Genomic DNA, 24448 nt, shown 5'->3' with positions numbered 1-24448 from the left:
GCCGATACCCCCTCAAGTCTGACGTTCTCCCAGCTCACCGTTCTCAGGATTCACGCAGGAACCGTTTCGGCCGGCCGCCGCAAGCCCGGTGCCAGGGCCAGGGTGACCGCGACCGACGCCGCCGCCATCACGGCCATCGCCGTCGCGGGCGAGGTGTACTGGGCCACGGCGCCCGCCAGCGCCGCCCCCACGCCCTGCATGGTCATCATGCCGGACGAGTGCAGCCCCAGCGCGTGCCCGCGCACGTCGGCCGGGGTGAGGGCGACCAGCCGCTCCTGGAGGGGGAGGCTGGCGGCGTACCCGATCGAGGCGAGCACGATGGCCGCCACCGCGATCGGCAGCCCGGGGTCCAGGGCGAACACCAGGTACGGCATCGCGAGCAGCAGGCGCAGCGGGGCCGCGAGCCGCCCCCTCCACCGCTCGGGCACGAACCGGCCGACGAGCACGTCCCCGGCCAGCATGCCGAGGGCGGCCAGGGCGAAGAGCACGCCCGCCTGCTCGGGGGCGTACGGGACGAAGAGCGCCTCGCACCCGACGATCAGCCCGTTGGGCACCCACAGGGCGAGATAGACATGGCGGCGTGCGGGCGAGGACCACAGCCGCCGGTTGTCCCGCCAGGTGACGGCGACCGAGGGCCGGCCGGCGGCGCGGGGCGGGCGGCGGACCAGGCCGAGCCGCGCGATCACCGCTGCCGCCAGATAGAGGGCGGCGGCGGTGAGCAACGTGCCCCGCGGCGACAGGGCGTTCACCAGCAGGCCGCCGGCGGCGAACCCGGCGATCTGCGTGATGCCGGTCGACATGTTGAGCACGGAACGGCCGAGTACGTACCCCTGCTCCGGGAGGATCTCGTTGAGCAGTCCGAGGCGCACCCCGCCGCTCAGCGAGGCGAGCAGCCCGAGGCCGAGCAGGACGGCGACGACCGCCCACCCGGGCAGCCCGGGGATCGCCAGCACCGCCGTGCCGATCGCGAAGGCCAGCCCCAGGACGGCCAGCGCGGCGCGGGGCGGCAACCGGTCGGCCGCCGACAGCAGCGCCGTCGCGCCGACCATCTGCGCGACGGACGGCCCGAACATGCTCAGCGCCGACAAGAACGGCGAGTTCGTCATGGAGTAGACGAGCGTGCCCAGGGCCAGCCCGCTCACCGTCGAGGCCGTCACCTGGACGGCGGCGGCGGCGAACAGCGGCGTGAACTCCGGTGTACGGAACAGATCCCCGTAAGTGCGCATACGGGAGTCTCGCCCGTCCCAGCGCGGGGCTGTTAGAGTTTCGCGCGGGGGCGAAACCATGGGCTACTGGCAGATCAACGCCGAGACGCTCGCCCGCAGCCGCTTCACCGTCTCCGCGCTCGCCGAGGCCACCGCCTGCCTGCTGCTGCTCGCCAAGGGCAGCGCCGCCCACCCCGCCGAGCAGACCTGGTTCGACGCCCACCTGCCCGCATACCGCGCGCGGCTGGCCGCCGACCCGGTCACCGCCCGGCTCCTGCGGGCCGCGCTGAGCGAGCGCTGGATCGCCGACTTCCTCGTCCCGACGCCGTCGGGTGCGGCCGAGGCGACGTTCGACGAGGAGCTGCGGCAGGTGCGCGCGACGCCGCCGGAGACCGTCCACGCGGACCTGGAGGTCTCGCTCGGCGGGCCGCTTCCGGCCGAGCTGGACCGTCCCGACCTGGCCGATCACGCCGCCGACCTGCTCGACTGGGTGTGGCGGGAGACTGTGCTGCCCACGTGGCCGCGGCGCCGCCGGATCCTGGAGGCCGACATCGTCGCCAGGACGGAGAAGCTGGCCCAGGGCGGCTGGGTCGCGGCGCTGGACGACATGCGGCCCGGGCTGCGCTGGCTGGGCGACGGCCGGCTCCAGATCAACACGCACGACAACCCGCCCAAGGAGCTCTCCGACGCCCAGTTGTGGTTCGTCCCGGTGATCCCGCGTGCCGCGGCCTGGGTCTCCTGGCACCTGCCGTACCGGTATGCCGTGGTCTATCCGTGCACGGGACCGCTGCTCGGCGAGGCCCGGGCGCCCCGGGCGCTGGGCACACTGCTCGGGAGCGCCCGGGCGGCCGTGCTCGTCCTGCTGGACACCCCCAAGAGCACGACCCAGCTGGTGGCGCTGACCGGGCAGGGGCTGGGGTCGGTGGGCCGGCACCTCAAGGTGCTGCTGGACGCCGGTCTGGTACGCCGCCGGCGAGCCGGCCGCTCCGTGCTCTACTGGCGCACGGAGCTGGGCGAGGCCCTGGTGACCGGCCGGCATGCCAGGGCCCCGGAGTAGACCCGCCTCAGGCGTGGCCCTTGACGCGGTGAGGCTTGGGCAGCTCGTAGCCGCGCTCGTCCATGACCTCGCGCAGCACGTCCGGGTAGTTGGTGATGATGCCGTCCACACCGGCGTCGATCATCGCGTTCATCGTCGGCGCGTCGTCCGCGGTCCACGGGATGACCTTGATGCCCAGGCTGTGCGCCTCGTCCACGAGCTGCTTGGTCACGTACGGCCGGTAGTCGGGGTCGGTCACCCCGGCGGCCTCGGGGGTGCCCGGCGTCGGGGAGTACGCGCTGGCGCCGAAGGACTTGATCGCCTTCAGCGGGTCACCGCCGAAGTCGTCGAGGTCGAGACCGCCGAGCCACACCTCGGTGCCCGGTACGCCCTGGTACTGCGGGTTGGTCAGCGCCACCAGCGGCAGCCGGGGCTCGACCTCGTGCATCCGCATGAGTGCGCCCCAGTCGAAGCTCTGGATGGTGACCTGCCGCAGCATCCCGGCCTTGCGGATCTCCTGGGCCGCGACCTGCACGAACTGCTCGCGTGGCGCGGTCTCCCGCGGCGCGCCCGCCTCGACCTTGGTCTCGATGTTCATCATCACGTCGTTCGCGTGATAGCGCTTGACCAGGTCGAAGACCTCGCTCAGCAGCGGCATGCGGGCGCCGGGGGCGGCCTGCTGGCGCGGGAACTCGGCGAGCGTCCGGGAGCCGCAGTCCATGGTCCTGATCTGCTTGACGCTCAGCGTGTTGATGAACTTGCCCACGTAGGGATACTCGGGGTCGCCGGCCACGGCCGGGGCCGTGTCCGCGCACTTGCGGCCGTCGATCTGCCGGTCGTGGGTGACGACCGCCTGGCCGTCCTCGGTGATCTGGATGTCCAGCTCCAGGGTGTTCACGCCGAGTTCGAGCGCCCTGGCGAAGGCCGGGAGCGTGGACTCCACGGTCAGCCCGATCCCGCCGCGATGAGCCTGCAGGTCGAGACTCGGCTTCCCGCCGCGCCCATGCCCCTGGCCCTGCCCGTGGCCAGCGTCCGCCATGGCCGTTCCCTGTGCCGCGGCGATCACGCCACCCAGCGTCGCGATCATCGCGACCTTGTGCCATGTACGCATCTGTCCGTCCGCCCCCTGTTAGGTGGTGCTCTGTCCTCCGGACGTGAACCGCCCGGAACACCGGAAAAGGGTGGAGAAATGGGACGACCAAGACATATCCGGCAGTTGATCGCCCGGAGAAGACTGCGTGAGCAACGCTCATACGACCCTGGCGGCCCGTGACGGATGGGAGCACCCCGGCCGCTCCCGGCCGTACGGGCACCCCCTACGCTGCAGACGTCGGTCCGCGCGACGGCGGGAACGACGAGCGCTATCCGGGGAGCGGCGAATGACGACCGAGCGGGCCACGTACAACGTCCGGGCCGTGCCGTACGACGACCCCGCGGCCAGGGAGCTGCGTGCGGCCATGACGGAGGAGATGGGCCGGCGTTACGGCGACCGGTTCACCGGCCCCGGCAACCGGACCGGCGCGGTGACCGTCGAGCCCGGCTCCGTGGTGTTCACCGGGGTCGCCTTCGACGCCGACCTGGCCGTCGGGCACGTGCTGCTGCGCCGCCTCGGCGAGGAGATCGAGATCAAGCGCATGTTCGTCGTCCCGTCGCACCGGGGGCGCGGGGTGGCGCGCGATTTGCTGGCGGCGGCCGAGCGGGCCGCCCGCGAACTCGGCGCCGCACGGGTCATCCTGCACACCGGGGACCGCCAGCCCGAGGCGGTCCGCGTGTACGAGCGTGAGGGCTACACCCGCATCCCGATCTACCCGCCCTACACCTCGATGACCTACTCCACCTGCTTCGAGAAGCCCCTCACCCCCTGAGGGCCGCACGCCCGGGAGCTACGGCAGGCGGCCGACCGCTCCGATGAGTGCGGGACGGGACAGGTCGATCCCCTCCAGCTCGTCGATCTCGTTGTCCGGCCGCCACGACCTGACCGGGACCAGGCCGGGCTCCAGCAGCGTCATCCCGTCGAAATAGGCGGCGATCTGCTCGAACGAGCGGGCGACCAGCGCGCCGGGCCTGGTGGACCGGTACACCTGCTGGCCCGCCAGGACCTTCACGTCGTCCAGGTCCGGGGCGTAGAAGTGGGAGATCAGCAGGTGGCTGCCCGCCGTCAGCGGCCGGCGCAGCGTCGTCACGATGTCGCTCACGTGCCGGTCGTCGGCCACGAAGTGCAGCACCGCCGACACCAGCACGGCGGTGGGCCGGCCGAAGTCCAGCCGCTCGACGACCTCGGGGTCCTTCAGGATGGTTTCCGGGTCGGTGATGTCACCCCAGATCGCCACGGTGTGCGGGTTGTCGGCCAGCAGCGCGCGGGCGTGCGCCAGCACGATCGGGTCGCTGTCGACGTAGACGACCCGGGCCTCGGGGTCGACCCGCTGGGCCACCTGGTGCACGTTCTCCTGCGTGGGCAGGCCGGCTCCCAGGTCGAGGAACTGGCGTACGCCCTGCTCGGCCATCAGGCGGACGGCCTTGCCGAGGAACGCGCGATTGTCGCGTGCCGTCTCACGCACCTCGGGGACGATCGCGATGATCTTCTCCGCGGCCTCCCGGTCGGCGGGGAAGTTGTCTTTTCCGCCCAGGTAGTAGTCGTACATGCGAGCCACGCTGGGAACGGCGGGGTCGATACCGGGAACGCTCGGTGGTGGATCGGTCACGTGTGGTCTCCCTGAGCTCAGGAACCGCCGACGTCGAGATCATTCCTCTTTTTCCTGATCATCCTGGCACAAGACGGGCGACGTTTCATGGCACGAAAGAGGAGCGAATCACGCCGAGCCGGACGCGGTGGGCGGCCAGGTTCAGAGGTCGGGGATTCCGAGGTCGAGGTTGGGGCGGTCGATACCGCCGTCCACCTCCAGCACCTTGCCCGTCACGTAACCGCCGGCCGGCGAGGCCAGGTAGAGCACGGCGGCCGCCACGTCCTCCGGCTCGCCGATCCGGCGCAGCGGCGTGGCCTGCTCCATCTGGGTCCGCAGCCCTTCGTCGTGCATGACGATGTCGAGGGCGGAGGTGGCGCAGGCGCCCACGGAGACCGCGTTGACCCGCACCTTGGGGGCCAGATCGAGCGCGGCCACCCGGGTGTAGTGGGCGAGCGCCGCCTTGGCCACGCCGTAGGCCAGATAGCCCCGGCCCGCCACGCGGCCCACGGCGGAGGAGATGTTCACGACCGAGCCGCCCGCGGCGAGCAGGTGAGGGGTCGCCGCCCTGGTCAGCTCGTGCGCCACGCCGACGTTGAACTGGAACGCCCGCTCGAGGTGGCGTCCGCTGGTGTCCAGGAAGGACCGGGGAAGGGCGCCGCCCACGTTGTTGACGACCACGTCGATCCGGCCGAAGGCGGCCACGGCCCGCTCCGCGAGCTCCCCCGCCGCGCCCGGCCGGCTCAGGTCGGACGCGACCACCAGGGCCCGCTGGCCGGCCTTCTCCACCTGGTCCGCGACCTGCCGCAACTGCTCCTCGGTACGGGCGCAGATCACCACGTCGGCCCCCGCCTGGGCGAGGGCGAGGGCGGTCGCCGCCCCGATGCCCCGGCCCGCGCCGGTGACGACGGCGGTGGCGCCGGTGAGGTGGAAGCGGTCCAGGATCATGTCATGACCTCCGACCGCAGCATATTTCCCCCTCGGGCGAACCGCACCCACGGCGAACCCGACCGGCCGGTGAAGCCCCCGCCGGGCCACCCCGGGTCATTTCCCCGTGGCGAGCCGCCCCGTCAGAGGGCGAGCCGCACCCCGTAGTCCTTGAACCACGCGTCGAGCTGCAGCACCCGCTCCAGCGCGGCCCGGGAGGCCATGGCGCTGGTGGCGCCCACCGGCTGCTCGATCACCGCGCGTGCCCGCTCCGGATCGATCAGCCCGGCACAGGGCGCCTCGCCGCCCTCCAGCACCTTCCGCGCCTCATCGTGCAGGGCCTGCTCGTACAGCGGGTCCTGAGTGGCGGGGTACGGGCTCTTGAGCCGGCGCAGGACGGATTCGGGCAGCAGGTCGGCGGCGGCCCCGCGCAGCAGGCTCTTCTCCCGCCCGTCGAAGGTCTTGAGCGCCCAGGGGGCGTTGAAGACGTACTCCACCAGCCGGTGGTCGCAGAACGGCACCCGGACCTCCAGCCCGACGGCCATGCTCATCCGGTCCTTGCGGTCGAGCAGGATCTGGACGAACCGGGTCAGGTGGAAGTAGCTGACCTCCCGCATGCGCCGCTGGTGCCCCGTCTCGCCGGGCAGTCCGGGCACCTCGTCCAGTGCCTGGCGGTAGCTCTGGTCCCGGTAGCCGGCCATGTCCAGCATGCGCTGCGCCTCGTCCGTGAACAGCAGCTCCGCCCCGGTGTGGTCGGCCATGTTCTCGCCGACGAGCCACGGGAACGTGTCCGCCGTGACCGCCTCCGGGTCGTGGAACCACCGGTAGCCGCCGAAGACCTCGTCGGCCGACTCCCCCGACAGCGCCACCGTGGAGTGCTCCCTGATCGCCTTGAACAGCAGGTAAAGCGAGCTGTCCATGTCGCCGATGCCCAGCGGCAGGTCGCGGGCGCGCAGCACGGCGGCGCGCACGGCCGGGTCCATCAGTTCGTTCGAGTTCAGCACGATGTCGGTGTGGTCGGCGCCGACGTGGCTGACCAGGTCGTGGACGTACGGCGTGTCGGGCGTCGAACGCGTGAAGTCGGGCTTGAAGTGCTCGGTGTAGCCGACGAAGTCCACGGAGAACGAGCGGACCGTGCCGAGATGCTGCTCGCGCAGGTCCTTGGCGGCCAGCGCGGTGATCATGCTGGAGTCGAGGCCGCCGGACAGCAGCGAGCACAGCGGCACGTCGCTGATGAGCTGGCGGGTGACGATGTCGTCCAGCAGGCCGCGTACCGTTTTGACGGAGGTTTCGACGTCGTCCTCGTGCTCGTGGGACTGCAGCCGCCAGTAGCGGCGCTTGCGGATCCCGTCGCGGCCGACCTGGACGATCTGGCCGGGGCGGACCTCGTACATGCCCTTGAAGATCCCGTGCTCGGGGGTCTTGACGAACGCCAGCAGCTCGCGCAGCCCGTCGGCGTCGACCACCCGGGGAACGTGCGGGTTGGCCAGGATCGCCTTGGGCTCCGAGCCGAACAGTACGCCGTGGGGGGTGGGGTAGTAGTAGAGCGGCTTGATGCCCATGCGGTCGCGGACCAGCAGCAGCTCCTCGCGGGCGGCGTCCCAGATCGCGAAGGCGTACATGCCGTTGAGGTGCTCGGCCAGGTCCGCGCCCCACTCGACGTAGGCGAGCAGGACGACCTCCGTGTCGCTCTGGGTGCGGAAGCGGTGCCCCCGGGCGCTCAGCTCCGCGCGAAGTTCCTGGAAGTTGTAGACCTCGCCGCTGTAGGTGAGGACGGCCGGCCCGCGCCCGGCGTCCTCGGTGATCATCGGCTGCCGGCCGCCCTTGAGGTCGATGATGGCGAGCCTTCGGTGGCCGATGGCGGCGTGCGGCGCCGTCCACAACCCCTCGTCGTCGGGACCCCGGCAGGCCATCGTGTCCGTCATGGCCTGCGCTGTCGCCCTCTCCTCACGCAGGTCCCGTTCGAAGTCCACCCATCCGCAGATGCCACACATGTTGGTCCCCCCAGTTTGTGTGGATGCCTGATTTGTTGCCTATTCATGTGAAACATCCCATAATGTGATGAAAATTCCTTTTTTCGGATAATATCGACGGCCGGACGCCACGCCCTCGTCCACGGGCGGCGCCGCCGGACCCGCCCAGCACCCAGCTCTACGGGCTGATGACGCCGCGGGCGGCCTGGGGCAAGATTGCCATATGACACCTCACCCGCCCGGGACGTTCGTTTCGATCGCCTCCCCGCACCACCTCGCGACCCAGGCCGGCGAGGAGGCGTTCCGGGCCGGCGGGAACGCCATCGACGCCGCCGTCACGGCCGCGGTCGTCCTGAACGTCGTCTACCCGAACAACACGGCCCTCGGCGGCGACCTGGTCGCGCTCGTACGTACCCCCGACGGCACCCTCCGCTGCGTGAACGCGACCGGCCCCGCCCCCGCGGCGCAATCCCTGGCACGCCTGCGCGAGCGGCACGGCGACGAGTTGCCCACGCGCGGCATCGACACGGTGACGGTGCCCGGCGGCGTGCGCGGGTGGGCGTCGCTGAGGTCGTTCGGTGCCCGCCTGGAGTGGGCGGCGCAGTTCACCGCCGCCATCCGGTTCGCCGAGGAGGGCGTGCCGGTCGCCCGCTCCGTGGCCGCCTCCCTCGCCGAGAAGCACGACGTCCTGCTGGCGGACCCGGGCTGCCGGGAGGTGTTCGCCTCCCTGGCGGAGGGGGACCTGCTACGCCAGCCCGCGCTCGCGCGGTCTCTGGCCGAGCTGCGGACCGGCGGGCCCGGCACGCTCTACGGGGGTCCCCTGGGGCGCCGGCTGGTCGCCGGGCTGGCACAGCGCGGATCGGTCATGACCATCGACGACCTGGCCGCGTTCCGGCCGGAGGTCGTCGAGCCGCTCAGGGGCCGCTTCCGCGACTACGAGGTGCTCACCAGCCCGCCCAACACCCAGGGATTCATGCTGCTGCGGGCGCTGGAGGAGGTGCGGCGCCTGGGCGACCCGGGCGACCTCCTCGGCGCGGGCAGCGGCCGGCTGGCGGCGATCTTCGAGCACGCCAACGCCGTCCGCGACCTCCTGCTCGCCGACCCGAACTTCGCCAAGGTCGACGCCGCCGACCTGATCACCCGCGTCCTGGACCCTGCGGAGCGCCCGCCCGGACCGGGCCGGGCGGGCGGCGACACCGTCGGCATCTCCGCGATCGACTCGGACGGGTACGCGGTCTCGCTCATCCAGAGCGTCTACAACTCGTTCGGATCGGCGGTGCTGGAGCCGTCGACGGGCATCCTCATGCAGAACCGCGGGCGCTCGTTCTCGCTCGACCCGCTCTCCCCCAACGTGGTCGAGCCCGGCAAGCGGCCCCGGCACACCCTCATGCCGGTCCTGGTCACGCAGGGCGCGGAGGTCAGGTGGGTGAGCTCGACCATGGGCGGGCACGGCCAGCCGCAGATCCACGCCCAGCTCCTGCTCCGCTCCATGGCCGGGGCCGCCCCCCGCGAGGCGGTCGATGCTCCCCGGTGGATCGTCGGGGTCCAGGAGGGCGGCGACACCAACCGGACCGTCTACATGGAGGAAGACCTGCCGGCCGACACCGCGCGGTCCCTGCTCGACCACGGTTTCACCGCCAAGCCGGTGCCCCCGCACGACGAGTGGCTGGGCCATGCCAACCTGATCAGGGTGGCCCCGGACGGACGCGTCGAGGCGGCCTCCGACCCCCGCGCGGACGGCTCGGCCGCCGTGATCGACGGCTGACCTACGGCTCCCGTCGCGCCTGGCCGGCTTCGCCCCAGGCGGGAGGCCCGCCTCCAGCGGTCGCCAGCGCCGCGTACGCCGGGCTCACAGGCCGTACTCCTCCAGCAGCGCGACCCAGATCTCGCTCACCGTCGGGAACGCCGGGACGACGTGCCAGAGCTGGTCGAGCGGGACCTGGGCGGTCACGGCAAGGGTGGCCGTCTGGAGGTGGTCCACCACTGCGGGGCCCGCGAAGGTGACGCCGAGCAGCACCCGCCGCTCCTCGTCCACGACGATCTTGGCCCGCCCGGTGTAACCCTCCGCCTGTAGGTAGGCCCCCTCGATCGCGCCGAGGTCGTACTCCACCACCCGCACCGGATACCCCTCGGCCCGCGCCCGGGCCTCGGTACAGCCGACCATCCAGATCTGCGGGTCGGTGAAGATGATCTGCGGGCTGCTCGCGGGGTCGACGATGTCACGCATCGAGGGCCGGTTGTCCGGCAGCCCCTTGGCGCGGGCGGCGATCACGTCACCGCACACCCGAGCCTGATATTTGCCCATGTGGGTGAGCAGGCTGCGGCCGTTGACGTCGCCCACGGCGTACAGCCAGCCGCCGGGGACGCCGGTGGCGCGCATGCTCCGGTCCACCTTGATCGGGCCGTGCGGCTGCAGGCCGACGGTTTCCAGACCGATGTCGCGCACGGCCACGTCCCGGCCGATGCCGACGAGGATCTCGTCGGCCTCGATCCGCTGCCCGTCGTCGGTGTGCACGGTCACCGGGCCGCCCGGCTCGGGCCGCTCGACCCGCTGGGCCAGGCGGCGGAAGCGCAGGTCGATGCCCGACTTCCGGAGCGAGTCGGCGAGCAGCTCGCCCGTGAACGGCTCCATCCGGGACAGCAGCCGGTCGCCATGGACCAGCATGGTGGTCTCGCGGGCGCCGAGCGCGTGCAGCGCCTGGGACATCTCGCAGGCGACGGGCCCGCCGCCGATCACCACCAGCCGCTCGGGCACCTGCCGCACGCTGGTCGCCTCGCGGTTGCTCCACGGGCGCGCCTCGCGCAGCCCCGGCACGTCCGGGACGGCGGGGTCGCTGCCGGTCGCGACCACGACGGCGTGCCGTGCCCGCAGCGACCGCCGGCCGCCATCCCGCGTGGCCGTCTCCACCCGCAGCGGCCCGGCCAGCCGGGCCCGGCCGCGGATCAGCGTCGCGGGATAGTTCTCGGCCAGGCGCACCAGCACGGCGTCGTCGAAGTCGAACACGGTCTCGTCGCGGCGGGCCAGCACCGCGGCGGTGTCGATGGGTCCGCGCAGCTCCAGCCCGGGCATCCGGGAGACCTCCGCGGCCAGCTCCACCGGCCGTAGCAGCGCCTTGCTCGGTACGCAAGCGTAGAACTGGCACTCGCCGCCCGCCAGGCGTTCCTCGACGAGCGCCACCGACAACCCGCCGCGCGCGGCCCGCCGGGCGGCCGTGAGCCCGACCGGGCCCGCGCCCATCACGATCACGTCGAAGACGTCGTCCTCGTCCCCCATGGTCACCTCAACCCCCACCGTCACAGCTCACACTGCCGCCGGGCGGAAGTCGACGACTCAAATGCGGAGGTTCTCCACGCGACTTCCCGGGTTGGGAGGCGCTCAAGGACATCTGCGACCGGCAGCAGGCCGTCAGTCCCCGACCTCCATCACGCCGTACTCGACCTTGCCCGCCCGCCGGTACGTGCTGATGACGACACCGGTGGCCGTCGAGGTGCTGCCGGCGAGTTGGAGCCCCGCCGGGATCGTGCCGTCGCCGAAGAGCCGCTTGCCCGAGCCGAGCAGCACCGGGCAGACCACCAGGTGGAACTCATCGACGAGATCGTGGGCGACGAGCGTCTGGAGGAGGTCACCGCTGCCGTGCACCTGGATCTCGCCGCCCTCGCCCCGCTTGAGCTCGGCGACCGCCTCGGGGACGGCGCCGGTGAGCAGTGTCGAGTTCTGCCACGTCACCTGGTCGAGCGTGCGCGAGGCGACGTACTTCGGCATGCTGTTCAGCTTCGCCCCGATCACGTCGTCGGGCCCGGCCTTCGGCCAGGAGGCGGCGAAGATCTCGTACGTCCTGCGCCCGAGCAGCAGTGCCTCGCCCCGCTCGACCAGCGTCTCCATCACCTTCACGAACTGCTCGTCGAAGTGCGGCGCGCCCCAGCCGCCGTGCCCGAACCCGCCGTCGCGGTCCTCGTCGGGCCCGCCCGGCGCCTGCATGACGCCGTCCAGCGACAGGAAAGTGGTCACCATCAGTTTCCGCATCGGGATTCCTCCGTTGTCGCGGGCGCCGTCGGTCGGCGCCCTCATGGAGTACGACCGACGAGCCCGGCCGGAATCGACACGGGCGATGCGGATTTTCCCGGCGGAGGTCACGCGGCCAGCGTCGTGACGGCGGTGGCCAGGTAGAGGCAGCCGCCGACGGTCACGGCGATGCCCGCCAGCGCGGGCGTCCAGGCGCTCACCACGCGCAGCAGCCGGAACCTCGGGGTCCCGCTGGTCAGCAGCGCGGCGCCGCGCACGGTCACGACCCCGACGGCGGTCAGGGTGACGGCCATCCCGACGCCGAAGGCCAGCACCAGCACGACGGCGTCCAGCGCCCGTCCGGTGAGCAGGCCGCTGACCAGCACGATGAACGCCGAAGGCGAGGGGACCAGCCCGCCGGAGAGCGCCAACGCGATGAGCCCGCGCCGCGACCACGGATCGGCCGGTTGCTCATCACCGTGCCCGTGCCCGTGGCCGTGACCATGTCCGTGACCATGTCCGTGGCCGTGGCCGTGGGTTCCGCGGTGGCGGAAGTGGCGGTAGGTCAGGTGGGCCCCGACGGCGATCACGACCGCGCCCGCGATCACCTGCAGCCACGCCGTGACCGCCTTGGTGCCGACGGCGGCGCTCGTCAGCCCCACCCAGGCCAGCGCGAGCGCCAGGACCGACACCGTGTGCATGAGCGCGACCACCACCCCGAGGCGCACCGCGTCGCGGTAACGGCCGTGGGTGCCGATCAGGTAGGCCGCCGTCACGCTCTTGCCGTGGCCCGGCGCGACCGCGTGCAGCGCGCCCACCCCCAGTGCCACGACCAGTGCGAGCCAGAACAGGCCCGCCCCGTCGAACAGCGCGACCAGGTAGTTCTCCGGTCCGGTGAAGCCGTTCATCCGCGCACGCCCTGCCGCCGCCGGCGTACCAGGAGTGCGGCCAGTGCCCCGAGCGCGGCCACCAGCGCGACGGCGGGCACCACGAGCGACACCCCGCCCCTCGCCGTGGGGTCGAAGCGCAGGCGCTGGGTGTCGGTCGCCGCGGTGAGCACCGCCTGCGCGGGGGTGGCCGGCGTCTCGGCGGTGAGCACGGTGCGGTACGCCTCGTGCAGGTCGGTCAGCGCGGCGATCCGGACGTCCACTTCGGCGACCGGGTTCGCGCACTCGAAGCTGAACCTGGCGCCCTCGGCGAGCAGCCGTTCCAGCGGTTCCAGCTCGGCCGCGCAGGGCCGCCCGGCCTGGGCCACCCCGATCCGGCCCAGCAGGTAGTCGCGTACGGCGGCGGAGCGGGCCAGCCGCTGCTCACCGGTCAGCGTCGTGTCGATGCCGGCGGCCGGGTCCCCGAACGCGCCGACCGAGCGGCCGATCGCCACCCAGTCGTCCTCGGCGGGCAGCCAGGCGAGGGTCACCTGGGACCCCTCGGCGCGGATCCTGGCCGTGGACGGCGGCCCGAACGGGTGCGCCGCGGCGGCCGCCGCCGGTGCGACGGCCAGCGCGACGGCGACGAGTGGCACGCAGGCGCGTGCGATGACAGGGAGGATCACGAGGTGGCTCCTGTACGAGAGCCCGGGGAAGGCCGTGCGGGCGGACACCGCCTCCCCCGGGCGGATCACTTGGTCGTGCCCTGCGGCACGCCCCAGGGGTGGGTTACCTGGTTACGGTGATGGCGGGGCTGGCGATCTTCTGGTGTTCGCTGTCCAGGTAGACCACGTAGGCGTCGCCGCGCTTCGCGGAGGACGGCACGCGCACGGTCTCCTCGACCCGGCCCAGCTCATCGGCCTTCTCGTAGCCGATCAGCGTGCCGTTCCTGCCGCCGTTGCCGTTGCCGCCGCCGTGGCGGGCGGCGTCGTCGTCCCGCTCGCGCCACCACACGGCCACCTTCTCACCCGGGTCGTACCCGTAGGCCGAGATCTTGACCTGCTCCGCCCGCCGTACCGAGGTCTTGTCCACGGTGACCTGCTCGCCGACCGTGTTCTCGGCGGTGCGGATCTCGTTGACGGTGCGCTCGCCCTTGTCGTTCTTGCGGATGAGGAACCCGTCGTGGTGCTCGCCGTTGGCGTAGCGCGCCTCGAACGTGATGGTGTCCTCGGCCACGTCGATGAGCTGGTAGAGCTGCGTGTTCTGGCTGGTGCTGCGCACCTCGGCGCCGTTGCCGGTCCAGTTCTCGCCGTTGTTGAGCGCGTACATCTTGCCGCCGGAGACCGACACCACGTAGGCGACGCCGTTGTGCACGGTCGTCGACTTGCGGGCCGCCACCTGGTTGCCGCGCCCGTAGGAGTGGTCGTGGCCCTGGAGCACGAGGTCCACGCCGTACTTCTCGAACAGCGGGGCCCACTGGGCGCGCACGTTCGGGTTGTTGCGGGTGCCGGTGGTGGAGTAGACGGGGTGGTGGAAGGTCACCACGGTCCACTTGTTCGGATTGTCCTTGAGCACGCTCTCCAGCCAGGCGGTCTGCGCGGCCATCAGCGAGGCGTTGCTCTGCACGTTGCTGTCCAGGCCGACGAAGCGTACGCCCTGGTAGTCAACGGTGTAGGCGGTCTGCTTCAGCTCGGCGTTGCCGGGCCCGTTGTCCGGGTACGGGAACTGCGGCCGCCAGAAGGTGGACAGGCCGCCGCTGTACTCGTGGTTGCCCGGGACGGAGATGTTGTTGACCTGGCCGTCGATGAACCCGCCGGCCTGGAACCACTGCCCCCACTGCTCCTCGCTGTTGGCGGAGTCGATGAGGTCGCCGGCGTTGACGATGGCCTTGGCCTGCGGCCGGTCACCGAACGCCTGGCGGAAGACGCGCGGCACCGCGGAGTCGATGTAGTTCTGCGCGTCACCGTAGTAGATGAAGGAGAACGGCTCGAAGCCGGCTGCGGCGGTCGTGAAGTCGGTCCACGGGCTCCAGTTGGTGCCGTCGCCGACGCGGTAGGTGTAGCGGGTGTCCGGCCGCAGCCCGCCGAACTCCACCGTGTGGTACGTCGAGGCGTACCCGAGCGTGGTGTTCACCGGCGTGCTGGCGATGGCCTTGACGTTCGTCACCGCGCCCGCGGCCGGCTGGACCTGGCCGAGCGCGCGCGGCGCGATCAGGATCTCGGCCTGCGCGGTGTCCGCGGTGGCCTCCGCCCGCCAGCTCACGCGCTGGCTGGTGGCGGGGGTGGCGGTGGGGATGAGGATGATCCGGTCCGGGACCGGGGACGGCTTGTGCTGCTCGGCGGCGGGATACTTGGGCGGCGCCGCCGCACCGATGGCGGCGGGGCCGATGGCTAAACCACCGATGAGCAGCGCGCCGGCACCGACGGCCGCGAGCTTCGCCTGCCGGGACCTGAGCGGCCACGGCTTCCTGGGCTCATTCACTTCTACTCCATTGAGGAAGCTGCCTCGTCCGGCCGCGATCACGGCCGGACGAGGCGAATTCAGCCAGGTACCGCTGACGATCATCTGTCCGGTGCGCGTCCTGCGAGTGAATTCGTGATCGTCAATGCGCCGGCCACCCGGCGTTGGCCCGGGGTTTCCCCGGCCCCGGCTACGCTCGGCCTTGATCATGCGGGCCAGGTGTGAGCTGATCACTCGGACGCGAGGAGGACCGGATGGCGACGACCCGCCGGCCGGCCATCCGCCGCTGGGGGCTGCTGCCCGCGGTCGCCGCGCTCGGCACGCTGTTCGTGGTGCCGCCCGAGCGGCCGGCGGTGAAGAGCGAGGGTTTCATCACCGCCGAGACGACCGGGATCCTGCTGATCGAGGGCGGAGAGTGCTTCAGCGACCCGACGTACTCGCCGGGCGCGGGCGAGCCGATCGTGGTCTACACGCCCTGCGCGCAGGGCGCCGACAACCAGTCGTACGGTTTCACGCACGTGCCCGACGGCCCGTACGACCGGGCGGGGCTGGCCGCGTTCGCCTGGAGGAGCTGTGGTGAGCGGTTCGCCGAGTTGTGGCGCGGCGGCCGGCCCGACCTGGAGTACTACCCGGTCATGCCGACCGCGGAGACGTGGGCGGACGGCGACCGCGACGTGATGTGCGCGGTCTACCGTCCCGCCGGCCGGCTGCCCGCGTCGGTGCTGCCGGCCCTCTGATCACCGTTTCGGGCCGATGCCCTGGAGGGTGAGGTTCCTGTGGGAGGGCGCGAGCCGGAGTTCCGGCTACTGGACCTTCTGCTTGGGGTGCACCGCCTTCTCGACCGGCTCCTCCCGCACCTCGGCGGCGGGCGGCGCCTCGACCGTCACCTCGGCGCCGAAGTCCGTGAAGTCCATCACGTTGCGGTGGCCGTTGTCGCTGAAGGTCACATCGAGCCGGCGGACCCGGCCCTCGTCGTCCACGTCCACGGAGCCGGTGGCGTCCGCCGGCTTCTCCTGGGCGCCGCCCTTGGCATCGGGCCGGGCGCCGGCCTCCAGCGCGAACGTGAACCGCTGCCCGTCCCAGCCCTGGCCGGAGACCGAGCGCTCCTCCTGGACGTCGGTCGCCGAACGCAGCTGCTCAAGCGCCGCCTCGGGTTCCATCGGGGCGAGCTTGACCAGCTTGATGACGGCCGGCGCGTCATCGAGCTCCGCATGGTCGCGCCGCGCGACCACCCACTCCGAGCCGGAGCGGTCCCGGCTGTACATCAGGTCGCCGATGAAGCGGGTCTCCGACCCGGTGGTGGCCTCCTTGATGACCCCGATTCCCCGTACCGGGTCGAAGGCGCCGTCGAACGTCTTGGCCCCGCTGGTGCTGTGGATGCGGTAGCTCTGCCGGCTGGTGTTCGCCACTGCGGCGGCCACCTGGGCCTGGGCCGAGGACTGGTTGACGGGCAGGACCACCACCAGGGCGCCCACCGCGGCGGCCACGCCCAGCGCGGCTATCGGGACCAGGGCCCGGGCCGGCCGCCGGCGCCCGGCGAGCGGGAACCCGATGGGCCGGCGCCCGCGCGCGGGCGGTGTCGCCGGCATGAGGTCGATGCCCGCGGGCCGATCCTCGGTCGCCTTGATGAGTAGGGTGCGAAACTCATGCTCGTTCATGGACGGCTCCTCGTTCTGGTGTCTCACCTGATCCCACTCCCTTCCTCCTCCGTTCGGTTGACCAGCACGTCGGGCGGGATCAGCCGCCGCATCGCCTGCAGGCCGCGATGCGTGTGGGTCTTGACCGTCCCGGCCGAACAGCCCATCAGGTCGGCGACCTCCGCCTCCGGCAGGTCCGCGAAGAACCGCAGCACGAGGGCCGTCCGCTGCCTGGTGGGCAGTTTGGCCAGCGCGTTGCGGACGTCCTCGGCCACGACCCCGGCCTCTTCCAGGTCGCCGGGACCGGGCGCCTGGGGCAGTTCGGCGCGCGGGATCTCGCGGCGCCACCGGGCACGCCACCAGGATCGGTAGGTGTTGACCAGGATGCGGCGCAGGTAGGCGTCCGGTTCGTGCGTGGTGTCCAGCCGCGGCCACACCCGGTACAACTTGCCCAGACTGGACTGCACCAGGTCCTCGGCCGCATGCCAGTCGCCGGTGAGCAGGACGGCCGTTTTCAGGTGGTGGTCACCCCGGCTCCGTACGAAGTCCGCGAAATCCCCGTCCACCCGATCTCCTCTCAGTCGGTGCAAGCCGTCCTTGACACTCCCTGAGCTCCACCACGGGTTGACGCGAACCAGTAGGAATCATCAGAAACTTCGGCGAGCGGCCCGGCGACCGCGAGTCGCACCATGCCATCGGCGTCCCGTCCTGCCCGACGGCATGACCGCATTCGCCCGTCCGACCGGCCGCCGGGGCCGGGGAGGCGGTCAGCCTCCCTCGGCCCAGGCGGCTCGTTGAGGGTGTCAGGCGACGCGGGTGACCTGGCCGGTGTCGAGCGAGTAGTAGGCGCCCACGATCTTGAGCCGCTTGCGGGCGATGCGCGGGGCGAGCAACTTGTCGGCCTTCAGCGTGGCCACGACGTCGGCGGTGTTGATCCTGATCATCTTGTCCACGTCACCGTGGGCCCGCTTGTAGGCGGGGCGGAGGGCCTCGACGATGCGCTGGAGGTCGCCGGGCAGCTTGGTGCCCTCGTGCAGCGCCTCCGCGGCGGCCGTCACCGCTCCGCACCGCTGGTGCCCGAGCACCACGATCAAGGGAGTGTCCAGCTCGACCGGACCGTACTCGACGGCCCCCTTCACGAGCGGGTCGAGCGTCTGGGCGGCGCTGCGCACACTGAACACGTCGCCGATCCCCGCGTCGAAGACGATCTCCGGCGGCACCCGGGAGTCGATGCACGACACGACCACCGCGTACGGGTTCTGCTTCTGGGCGACCTCGGCGCGCCTGGCGGCGTCCTGGTGCGGGTGGATGGCGGCGTCGGCCGCCCAGCGCCGGTTGCCCTCCCGGAGCTTGGCCCAGGCCTCGTCGGAGGTCGTGGGACGGGTGTCGAGCCCGGCGCGCCCGGTGACGGCGTGAGCGGTCCCACCGCCTAACAGCAGTCCGCCGGCCGCCAGCGTGGTGGTGGTGAGGATCGTGCGACGGTTAATGATCTTGTCAGTCATGGATCCAGTATGCAGTATGCCGTATCCGCCAGTCTCGCCAGCCTCCGCATGCCAATACGGTGTCATATCAGTATTCGCATGCTTTGAGGAAGACTCATGGCGTCGTGCGTACCTCTCAGCGGCAGATTCCGCTTTCCGGGAGGTACGTAATGCACCGCAGAGTCGTCCTGCTCTCCGCCGTCGCGCTCGCCATGGGCGGCGCCCTCGTTCCCGCGAGCGCCGCCCAGGCCGGTACGGCCGGAGTGGACCGCAGGCCCGTCGGCTGGGCCGGCGCGGACTCCTGGGCGGAGCGCAGGACCGTCTCGCAGTACTGGACGTCGCAGCGCATGCAGGGAGCGCAACCGATGTCGGCGCCCGCGCCGCGCCGCGGCATCCAGTCGGACCGCCCGACCCAGGGCAACCCGTGGGCCACCCGCGGCACGTCAGCACAGCGTGACTTCTCCTCGCAGCGTGGCTCGTCGTCGCAGCGCGGCTCGTGGAGCTTCCGCGGCTCGTCCGGCCCCGCGCGGTCCACCGCCCCGGCTCGTACGGTCCAGGGGGTGGCGCTGCAGGCGGTGGTGCCCAACAGTCCGGGCCTGCGGTGGACGGACGGCGGCGCCGTCGTGCGCAGCACCGGGCGGGTCTTCTTCACCACCGCGGACGGCCGCAACTCCTCGTGCTCAGGGACGGCGGTGACCAGCGCCAACGAGAGCGTCGTGATGACCGCGGGGCACTGCGTGAAGCTGAACGGCGCCGCGCACCGCAACTGGGTGTTCGTGCCGGCCTTCGACAACGGCCGGGCCCCCTTCGGCGCCTGGACGGCCACCCGCGTGCTCACCACGCAGCAGTGGAACGCCCGTGAGGACATCAACTTCGACATCGCCGCCGTCGTGGTCGCGCCGCTGCAGGAGCGCACGCTGACCGACGTCGTGGGCGGGCAGGGCGTGGCGTTCAACCAGCCCCGGCAGCGGCAGATGTTCTCCTTCGGCTATCCGGCGGCGGCGCCGTTCAACGGTGCGAGGCTGATCTACTGCAGCGGGCGCGCGTTCGACGACACCTTCATGACCAGGGACCTCGGGCTGCGCTGCGACATGACCGGGGGTTCCAGCGGCGGCCCGTGGTTCCAGGGCTTCGACGAGTCCACCGGCACCGGCTGGCTGAACTCCGTCAACAGCTTCAAGTACGACTTCGCCCCCAATGTCATGTTCGGCCCGTTCTTCGGGGACGAGGCGATGGCCGTCTACCAGGCCGCGCAGAACGCCGACGCCCTCTGAGGTCACAGGCCGCGCGCGGGAAGAAAGCCCGGTCAGGTCAAAGGGCGACGAGGCCCGGGAGCGAGGCGGCGAGTCGCGGGAGCCCGTCGGCCCGCCTCGTGTACTACTGGCCCTTGTGAGGGGAACGCGGCCGCCGCAGGTGCGCCCGACTCTGGTGACCGGCGCCGCGGGCAGCGTCGGCGCGGTGGGGCGCACGGTGGTCGGCCTGCTGCGGGCGCGGGGCCTGCCCGTGCGCGCCTTCGTCCGCCGGGACGACCAGCGGGCCGCGGCGCTGCGGGCCACCGGCGCCGAGGTCGTCGTCGGCGATCTCACCCGGGCCGCGGACGTCGCCCGCGCCCTGGCGGGCTGCCGCGGCCTCTATTTCGGCATGGGGGTGTCGTCACAGTACCTGGAGGCCGCCCTCACGACGGCCGCGGTCGCACGCGACTACGGAGAGCTTGAGATCTTCGCCAACATGTCGCAGATGACCGTCTCCCAGATGGACCTCACCAGCACGTCCGAGTCGAGCCAGCAACGCCGGCACTGGCTGGTCGAACAGGTCCTCGACTGGTCGGGGCTCCCGGTCACGCACCTCCGGCCGACCATCTTCATGGAGAACCCGCTCTTCGCGGCCTTCGTGTACGCCTCGATCGCGCGGGACGGCACGATCCGGCTGCCCTTCGGCTCCGGGCGCACCTCGCCGATCGCGGCCAGGGACGTCGCGGAGGTCGTCGCGACGATCCTGGCGGACCCGGCCCCGCACCTCGGCAGGACCTACCATCTGACCGGCCCGGCCTCGCGTGACCTGACCCGGCTGGCCCAGGAGTTCTCCGCCGCGCTGGGGCGGCCGGTCACGTACGTGGACGTCGAGTACGAGCCGTGGAAGGAGCGGGAGCTGCGGGCGCTCGGCCTGCCAGGGACCGTCTTCGAGCACCTGGCCACCATGGCGCGGCTGCACGCGGACAACCGCTACGACCGCCTGACCGACGACGTCAGGGACATCATCGGCAGGGCGCCGACCGGCGTCCCGGAGTTCGTCGCGGACAATCCCGACCTGTTCCCCCCGCCGCGTCAGGATTGACCCGCCGTCGGCCAGGAGCACGGGCAGACCGCGCTCGCGGAGGGTGTGAACCCCCCGGCCGCGTCAGGGCTGGGCCCGCAGCTCGCCCGGCACCGGAGCGCCGAGGGCGTCCAGCAGGTCGGCCAGCTTACGATCGAGCTCGCGCCCCACGGCGGCGATCTCCGGGTCGCCGTAGCTGCCGAAGCGGCTGCTCGGCTGGTCGATCTGGAAGGTCACCAGGCCGGAGGCGTCGGCGCAGATCACGGTGCGCAGCGGGGCGCTCAGCATGACCGCGGGGTCGTGCCGGAACATGCGCTGCGCGATCGAGTGGTTGCCCATGAGGTAGGTGACGCACGGCCAGCGGTCCCCGGCCAGGCTCATCAGCGGGGTGATCTCGTAACGCCAGAAGATCATGAACTCGTACGGGGCGTTCGCGGCGGCCTGGGCGAGCACCTCGGCCCACGGCGCCCGCCGCCGGACGAGCTCGGCCACCCGCGCGGAGTCGAGGGCGGGCACGTGCCTCTCGTAGTCGCGCACCGCCTCCTCGAAGGAGCCGGGCAGGGGAATCAGCAGGCGCACGTTGGCATGCGTGATGGCCGTCGGTGTGCTCGGATTTCGCATGGCAGCCGCCCTCCCCCCGGAGCCCTCGCCTCGAACAACTTGTAGTGGCGCCGGGTCCGGCTGTCGAGCTGACACGCCGTCCTCACACGGCCGCCGAACAGGGCGGAGGCCGCCTCACTCGGCCAGGGCGGAGGCCGCCTCACTCCGCCGGCCGCCGGGCGAGGAACACGAACTCCCGGCCGGGCCGGTCGGGCGCGTCGCGGACCTCCCGTACCGTGTAGCCGTGCGCGGCCAGGTCCGCCTCGACCTCCTCGCGCTCCCGGAAGCGCAGCGTGGAGTCCGAGGTCAGCACCTGCCCGTCCGCCTCGAACACCCACGTGCCGCGGAAGGTCACCAGCGGCCCGCTGACGTCGAGCAGGTCGTACCAGGTCTCGACCACGCCGGCCCCGTCGAGCTCCACCCGCCGGTAGGACTCCTCCCGGTTCCACTCCAGCCAGGCCCGCCGCGCCGGGTCCCGGGTCTCGAACACCAGATGTCCGCCGGGCCGCAACGCCGCGTACACCCCGCGCAACGTGCCCGTCCAAGCCGCCGGCTCGGCGATGGCCTGGGCGACGTTCGCCGTCATGGTGGCCAGGTCGACCCGCATCGGGGGCAGGCCGGTCGCGTCGCCGTGGATCCAGCGCACCCGCTCGCCACCCGGCTTGGCCCGAGCGACGTCGAGCGAAGCGCCGGCCGGGTCCACGCCCGTCACCTCCAGCCCGCGTCCCGCCAGCAGCAGCGCGAACGTGCCGGTGCCGCACCCGACGTCCAGCACGCTGCGCGCGCCGAGCTCGGCGGCGAGGGCGAGGTAGGCGTCCAGGTCACTCCGGTCGGGGTCGAGCGCGTCGTAGATCCCGGCCAGCCGGGGATGCTCGAAAATGTTGTCAGCCATGCCGGAAACGATATTCCGGACCGGCGCGCTCACGTGGCCGCCCGGGTCGCCGCCCACACCGCGGCGGGTGTGAGCGGCATATCGATGTGGTCCACGCCGAGCGCGTCGCACACGGCGTTGACCACGGCCGGCGGGATGCCGATGCAGCCGGCCTCGCCCGCCCCCTTGGCGCCGAGGGGCGTGTTGGGATTGGGCGTGACGGTCTCCAGCAGGGTGATCGGCGGCATGTCGGCGGCGGTGGGCAGCAGGTAGTCCAGCAGGGTCGAGGCGTGCGGCAGGCCGTCGGCGCCGATGACCGCCTGCTCGTACAGCGCCTGCCCGAGCCCCTGGGCGATCGAGCCGTACCCCTGGCCGTCCACGATCATCGGGTTGACGACCACCCCGTAGTCGTCCACGGCCACGAGCTGCCGCACGTGCACGGAGCCGAGATCCGGATCGATCTCCACGACGGCGACGTGCGTGCCGTACGGGAACGCCTGCGGCGCGGCGTAGATCTCGTCGCAGCGCAGCGGCCCGGTACGGGCGACCAGCTCCCCGAGGGCGAGCCCGGTGAGCGGGCCGGTGTTGAGCCCGATCTGGGGTCCCTGGATGCCGGGCGCTCCGACGAGCAGCCGGCCTCCGGTGTAGGAGACGTCCTCCTCCCCCACGCCGAACAGGTCGGCGCACCGGAGGCGGGCGGTGGCCACGAGCGACTCGGCGGCCCGCCACAGCGCCGCCCCGCCCACCTGCATGGAGCGGCTGCCGAACGTGGCGAACCCGTAGGGCACCTCGCCCGTGTCGCCTTCGACGACGCGTACGAGGTCCACGTCCACGTCCAGGGTCGAGGCGACCACCTGCGCGAACGCGGTGAAATGGCCCTGCCCGGTGGAGGTGGAGCCGACGCGGGCCACGAACGTGCCGTCCGCGCACGCCTCCACGCTGCCGAACTCGTCGCTGTCGGGCGGACCCCCTGAGCGCTCGACGTACGTGGCGATGCCCACGCCGATCGGTGGCCCGCCCTCCTCGCGGCGGCGGGCCCGCTCGGCGCGGACCTCGTCGTAGCCGACCGCGGCCAGCGCCTTGTCGAGCGTGGCGGCGTAGTCGCCGGAGTCGTAGGTACGCCCGGTCGGCGTCGGGTACGGGAACTGGTCGGGGCGGACGAAGTTGCGCCGGCGCACCTCGGCGGGGTCCAGGCCGAGCCGGCGGGCGAGCCGGTCCACGGTGCGTTCGAGGGCGTAGGCGGCCTCGGGACGACCGGCGCCGCGGTAGGACGTGGTCGGGGCGGTGTTGGTGAGCACGCACCGGACCCGGGTGTGCACCCGGGGCGTACGGTAGGCGCCGGTGCTCATGGCCCCGGTCATGACGGGCACGAAGGCGCTGATGTGCGGATAGGCACCGATGTCGGCGTCGACCAGCAGCTCGTACGCGAGGAACGTGCCCTCGGCGTCGGCCGCCAGCCGTACCCGCTGGTTCTGGCCGCGGCCGCGCGGGCCGGCCAGCATGGCCTCGGCCCGATCCTCCGACCAGCGCACCGGCCGGCGGAGGTGGAGCGCGAGCAGGGCGGCCACCAGGTATTCCGGGTAGGCCTGGCTCTTGGCGCCGAACGCCCCGCCGGTGGCCGGGACGACCACCCGGATCCGCTCAGGGTCGAGGGCGAGCGCCCGCGCCAGCGCGCCGCGTAGCCGGTGCTGGGCCTGGTGCGAGACCCACACGGTGAGGTCGCCGGCAGGGCCGGGCTCGACGAGCAGGGCGCGCGGCTCCAGGGACGTGGGAAGCAGCAACTGCTCGCGGTAGGCGGCCTCGACGACCACCGGGGCCGAGGCGAACACGTCGTCGGCGGGCTCGCCGAAGACGCGTTCCGCGGCCACGTTGCCGCGGTCGTCGAACAGGCGGGGCGCGTCCGGGGCCGCGCCGGTCACGGGGTCGGTGGTGAAGGGCAGCGGTTCGAGGTTCAGGGCGACGCTCTCGGCCGCGTCCTCCGCGCGGGCGCGCGTGTCGGCGGCGACCACGGCGAGCGGCTCGCCCGGGTGGCGGACGCGCCCGGTGGCCAGCAGCGGCCACGGCGGCGCGCCCTCCTCGGCCGGCACCGTCCGGCCGGCGAGGTAGGGCAGGTCGGCGGCGGACCACACGCCGGCCACCCCCGGCTGCTCGCGGGCGGCGGCGAGGTCGATGCCGTGGATGAGCGCGTGCGGCACCGGGGCGCGGACGAAGGCCAGCTCCAGCGTGCCGGGAACGACCAGGTCGGCGACCCTGCGTGCGCGGCCGGTGACCAGGTCGCGATCCTCCCGCCGCGCGAGCGGCACCCCGATATACCGCAATGTCTGCACCCCCTCCATCGGATGCCCTGGACAGATGGCATGAAACCGGGCGCACAGGCCGTGTGGTCGGCTGACCC

The 24448-nt window shown here is 72.3% G+C and carries 22 protein-coding genes; 6 read left to right on the top strand and 16 right to left on the bottom strand.

The features are described 5' to 3' along the window. Positions 1-50: 50 nt before the first annotated feature. Positions 51-1226 carry an MFS transporter gene (locus BLS95_RS02500; RefSeq protein ID WP_090928634.1) on the bottom strand — a complete coding sequence of 392 codons (1176 nt, stop codon included), beginning with the start codon at positions 1224-1226 and terminating at the stop codon, positions 51-53. A 58-nt stretch (positions 1227-1284) separates the two neighbouring features. Between BLS95_RS02500 and BLS95_RS02495 the strand changes: the two genes are divergently transcribed. Next, the gene (locus tag BLS95_RS02495) at positions 1285-2262 is read left to right on the top strand and encodes an ArsR/SmtB family transcription factor (RefSeq protein WP_090928631.1); all 978 of its coding nucleotides are present in this window, start codon (positions 1285-1287) and stop codon (positions 2260-2262) included. Positions 2263-2269: 7 nt separating this feature from the next. On the opposite strand, the gene BLS95_RS02490 is transcribed toward BLS95_RS02495, so the two are convergent. Continuing rightward, entirely contained in the window at positions 2270-3352 is a 1083-nt protein-coding gene (locus BLS95_RS02490; RefSeq protein ID WP_245764774.1) for a glycerophosphodiester phosphodiesterase family protein, read from the bottom strand. 268 nt (positions 3353-3620) lie between these two features. Between BLS95_RS02490 and BLS95_RS02485 the strand changes: the two genes are divergently transcribed. Beyond that, positions 3621-4106 carry a GNAT family N-acetyltransferase gene (locus BLS95_RS02485; RefSeq protein ID WP_090928628.1) on the top strand — a complete coding sequence of 162 codons (486 nt, stop codon included), beginning with the start codon at positions 3621-3623 and terminating at the stop codon, positions 4104-4106. 18 nt (positions 4107-4124) lie between these two features. Here BLS95_RS02485 and BLS95_RS02480 read toward each other — a convergent pair whose 3' ends face one another. From BLS95_RS02480 to asnB, 3 genes are all read right to left on the bottom strand, one after another. Next, positions 4125-4943 (bottom strand): SAM-dependent methyltransferase, encoded by an 819-nt coding sequence (locus BLS95_RS02480; RefSeq protein WP_245764773.1) that lies wholly within the window; start codon positions 4941-4943, stop codon positions 4125-4127. Between the two features lie 141 nt (positions 4944-5084). Further along, positions 5085-5870, bottom strand: a complete 786-nt coding sequence (locus BLS95_RS02475; protein ID WP_090928622.1) for an SDR family oxidoreductase — start codon at positions 5868-5870, stop codon at positions 5085-5087. 122 nt (positions 5871-5992) lie between these two features. Next, positions 5993-7843 (bottom strand): asparagine synthase (glutamine-hydrolyzing), encoded by a 1851-nt coding sequence (gene asnB, locus BLS95_RS02470; protein ID WP_090928619.1) that lies wholly within the window; start codon positions 7841-7843, stop codon positions 5993-5995. Positions 7844-8045: 202 nt separating this feature from the next. On the opposite strand from asnB, the gene BLS95_RS02465 reads away from it, so the two are divergent. Continuing rightward, positions 8046-9587 (top strand): gamma-glutamyltransferase family protein, encoded by a 1542-nt coding sequence (locus tag BLS95_RS02465; protein ID WP_090928617.1) that lies wholly within the window; start codon positions 8046-8048, stop codon positions 9585-9587. A gap of 84 nt (positions 9588-9671) precedes the next feature. On the opposite strand, the gene BLS95_RS02460 is transcribed toward BLS95_RS02465, so the two are convergent. The 5 genes from BLS95_RS02460 to BLS95_RS02440 form a co-directional block, all read right to left on the bottom strand. After that, the gene (locus BLS95_RS02460; protein WP_245764772.1) at positions 9672-11120 is read right to left on the bottom strand and encodes a dihydrolipoyl dehydrogenase family protein; all 1449 of its coding nucleotides are present in this window, start codon (positions 11118-11120) and stop codon (positions 9672-9674) included. A 108-nt stretch (positions 11121-11228) separates the two neighbouring features. Then, a complete protein-coding gene (locus BLS95_RS02455) occupies positions 11229-11846 on the bottom strand; it encodes a dihydrofolate reductase family protein (RefSeq protein ID WP_090928611.1) in 618 nt (205 codons plus the stop codon). Between the two features lie 107 nt (positions 11847-11953). Beyond that, complete coding sequence (locus tag BLS95_RS02450; RefSeq protein ID WP_090928609.1) at positions 11954-12733, bottom strand: nickel/cobalt transporter; 780 nt, start codon at positions 12731-12733, stop codon at positions 11954-11956. Continuing rightward, positions 12730-13377: a hypothetical protein gene (locus BLS95_RS02445; protein WP_143043557.1), complete on the bottom strand. Its 648-nt coding sequence runs from the start codon at positions 13375-13377 to the stop codon at positions 12730-12732. The genes BLS95_RS02450 and BLS95_RS02445 overlap by 4 nt, the downstream gene beginning before the upstream one ends. A 103-nt stretch (positions 13378-13480) precedes the next feature. Continuing rightward, on the bottom strand, positions 13481-15172 hold the full coding sequence (locus BLS95_RS02440) for a purple acid phosphatase family protein (RefSeq protein WP_090928603.1): 1692 nt from the start codon (positions 15170-15172) through the stop codon (positions 13481-13483). 233 nt (positions 15173-15405) lie between these two features. Here BLS95_RS02440 and BLS95_RS02435 point away from each other — a divergent pair, with 233 nt between their 5' ends. After that, complete coding sequence (locus tag BLS95_RS02435) at positions 15406-15888, top strand: hypothetical protein (RefSeq protein ID WP_090928601.1); 483 nt, start codon at positions 15406-15408, stop codon at positions 15886-15888. 66 nt (positions 15889-15954) lie between these two features. Here the strand turns inward: BLS95_RS02435 and BLS95_RS02430 are convergent, their stop codons facing one another. The 3 genes from BLS95_RS02430 to BLS95_RS02420 all read right to left on the bottom strand — a co-directional run bounded on the left by BLS95_RS02430 (position 15955) and on the right by BLS95_RS02420 (position 18290). Then, positions 15955-16809 carry a hypothetical protein gene (locus BLS95_RS02430; protein ID WP_143043556.1) on the bottom strand — a complete coding sequence of 285 codons (855 nt, stop codon included), beginning with the start codon at positions 16807-16809 and terminating at the stop codon, positions 15955-15957. Between the two features lie 23 nt (positions 16810-16832). Continuing rightward, entirely contained in the window at positions 16833-17354 is a 522-nt protein-coding gene (locus BLS95_RS02425; protein WP_218135549.1) for a SigE family RNA polymerase sigma factor, read from the bottom strand. 237 nt (positions 17355-17591) lie between these two features. Continuing rightward, positions 17592-18290, bottom strand: coding sequence for a carbonic anhydrase (locus BLS95_RS02420; RefSeq protein ID WP_218135548.1), 699 nt, complete (start codon positions 18288-18290; stop codon positions 17592-17594). Positions 18291-18439: 149 nt separating this feature from the next. On the opposite strand from BLS95_RS02420, the gene BLS95_RS02415 reads away from it, so the two are divergent. Beyond that, on the top strand, positions 18440-19543 hold the full coding sequence (locus BLS95_RS02415; protein ID WP_090928595.1) for a trypsin-like serine peptidase: 1104 nt from the start codon (positions 18440-18442) through the stop codon (positions 19541-19543). Positions 19544-19682: 139 nt separating this feature from the next. After that, positions 19683-20603, top strand: a complete 921-nt coding sequence (locus BLS95_RS02410; RefSeq protein WP_218135547.1) for an NAD(P)H-binding protein — start codon at positions 19683-19685, stop codon at positions 20601-20603. Between the two features lie 63 nt (positions 20604-20666). Here the strand turns inward: BLS95_RS02410 and BLS95_RS02405 are convergent, their stop codons facing one another. The 3 genes from BLS95_RS02405 to BLS95_RS02395 all read right to left on the bottom strand — a co-directional run bounded on the left by BLS95_RS02405 (position 20667) and on the right by BLS95_RS02395 (position 24380). After that, entirely contained in the window at positions 20667-21203 is a 537-nt protein-coding gene (locus tag BLS95_RS02405) for a DUF302 domain-containing protein (RefSeq protein WP_090928588.1), read from the bottom strand. A gap of 139 nt (positions 21204-21342) precedes the next feature. After that, the gene (locus BLS95_RS02400; protein WP_090929161.1) at positions 21343-22074 is read right to left on the bottom strand and encodes a class I SAM-dependent methyltransferase; all 732 of its coding nucleotides are present in this window, start codon (positions 22072-22074) and stop codon (positions 21343-21345) included. 29 nt (positions 22075-22103) lie between these two features. Then, positions 22104-24380, bottom strand: a complete 2277-nt coding sequence (locus BLS95_RS02395) for a xanthine dehydrogenase family protein molybdopterin-binding subunit (protein WP_218135546.1) — start codon at positions 24378-24380, stop codon at positions 22104-22106. Positions 24381-24448 lie beyond the last annotated feature (68 nt).

The sequence above is a fragment of the Nonomuraea jiangxiensis genome (genome assembly GCF_900099965.1).
GTDB classification, from domain to species: domain Bacteria; phylum Actinomycetota; class Actinomycetes; order Streptosporangiales; family Streptosporangiaceae; genus Nonomuraea; species Nonomuraea jiangxiensis.
Note: the sequence above shows the minus strand (reverse complement) of the source record. Positions and strands in the feature narration are given on the sequence as shown.

Coding starts and splice junctions, on each gene's coding strand:
- BLS95_RS02500 (WP_090928634.1), bottom strand. CDS start 1,226: ATGCGCACTTACGGGGATCTGTTCCGTACACCGGAGTTCACGCCGCTG.
- BLS95_RS02495 (WP_090928631.1), top strand. CDS start 1,285: ATGGGCTACTGGCAGATCAACGCCGAGACGCTCGCCCGCAGCCGCTTC.
- BLS95_RS02490 (WP_245764774.1), bottom strand. CDS start 3,352: ATGCGTACATGGCACAAGGTCGCGATGATCGCGACGCTGGGTGGCGTG.
- BLS95_RS02485 (WP_090928628.1), top strand. CDS start 3,621: ATGACGACCGAGCGGGCCACGTACAACGTCCGGGCCGTGCCGTACGAC.
- BLS95_RS02475 (WP_090928622.1), bottom strand. CDS start 5,870: ATGATCCTGGACCGCTTCCACCTCACCGGCGCCACCGCCGTCGTCACC.
- asnB (WP_090928619.1), bottom strand. CDS start 7,843: ATGTGTGGCATCTGCGGATGGGTGGACTTCGAACGGGACCTGCGTGAG.
- BLS95_RS02465 (WP_090928617.1), top strand. CDS start 8,046: ATGACACCTCACCCGCCCGGGACGTTCGTTTCGATCGCCTCCCCGCAC.
- BLS95_RS02455 (WP_090928611.1), bottom strand. CDS start 11,846: ATGCGGAAACTGATGGTGACCACTTTCCTGTCGCTGGACGGCGTCATG.
- BLS95_RS02450 (WP_090928609.1), bottom strand. CDS start 12,733: ATGAACGGCTTCACCGGACCGGAGAACTACCTGGTCGCGCTGTTCGAC.
- BLS95_RS02435 (WP_090928601.1), top strand. CDS start 15,406: ATGGCGACGACCCGCCGGCCGGCCATCCGCCGCTGGGGGCTGCTGCCC.
- BLS95_RS02430 (WP_143043556.1), bottom strand. CDS start 16,809: ATGAACGAGCATGAGTTTCGCACCCTACTCATCAAGGCGACCGAGGAT.
- BLS95_RS02420 (WP_218135548.1), bottom strand. CDS start 18,290: ATGACTGACAAGATCATTAACCGTCGCACGATCCTCACCACCACCACG.
- BLS95_RS02415 (WP_090928595.1), top strand. CDS start 18,440: ATGCACCGCAGAGTCGTCCTGCTCTCCGCCGTCGCGCTCGCCATGGGC.
- BLS95_RS02405 (WP_090928588.1), bottom strand. CDS start 21,203: ATGCGAAATCCGAGCACACCGACGGCCATCACGCATGCCAACGTGCGC.
- BLS95_RS02400 (WP_090929161.1), bottom strand. CDS start 22,074: ATGGCTGACAACATTTTCGAGCATCCCCGGCTGGCCGGGATCTACGAC.